The 412-nt window shown below is 40.8% G+C and carries 2 protein-coding genes; both read right to left on the reverse strand.

Annotated elements, in window-relative coordinates; genetic code table 11:
* Window positions 1–102 precede the first annotated feature (102 nt).
* A complete protein-coding gene (locus tag GNY06_RS14690; RefSeq protein WP_262885044.1) occupies window positions 103–231 on the reverse strand; it encodes a hypothetical protein in 129 nt (42 codons plus the stop codon).
* A partial coding sequence (locus GNY06_RS10795; RefSeq protein ID WP_317163790.1) for a glycoside hydrolase family 19 protein occupies window positions 231–412 on the reverse strand: 182 nt, incomplete at its 5' end. The genes GNY06_RS14690 and GNY06_RS10795, both read right to left, overlap by 1 nt.

Here is a 412-nt window from a genome sequence, read left to right on the forward strand (position 1 = left end):
ATAACCAGAGGATAGGTCAAAATACAGTGACCATAAAGAAAATGTATAGATGAAATGTAGAGCTCCCCATATGGGGAGCGCTCGTTTGTAATTATTTATCTTCTAATTTTTCAGTTTTTCATACCACTGCTTAACTTCTTTGTAGCCTATAGGGTTCTGGCTGTAATTGCCTGTGAGCACCTGTCTGGTGGCTATGAGTGAGTGATTAGCGGATAGATTGTTTTTTTCCATTAATAGAGATCTGAACTAAATTTATAAGGCAAGTGTTCCAATAGCTCGGGTTGGATTACCACATCGATACCTGTGGCTTGGGCTAATTGAGTATAGTTACTCCTCCCTGTTAATTGGATGGCTCCCCTACCGATATATCTGGCTCCGTCGCCATCGTAGAGATTGCCAAGGCCTTTTTTAA

Origin of the sequence: Elizabethkingia argenteiflava, from assembly GCF_009904105.1 — a bacterium.
Taxonomy (GTDB): Bacteria; Bacteroidota; Bacteroidia; order Flavobacteriales; family Weeksellaceae; genus Elizabethkingia; species Elizabethkingia argenteiflava.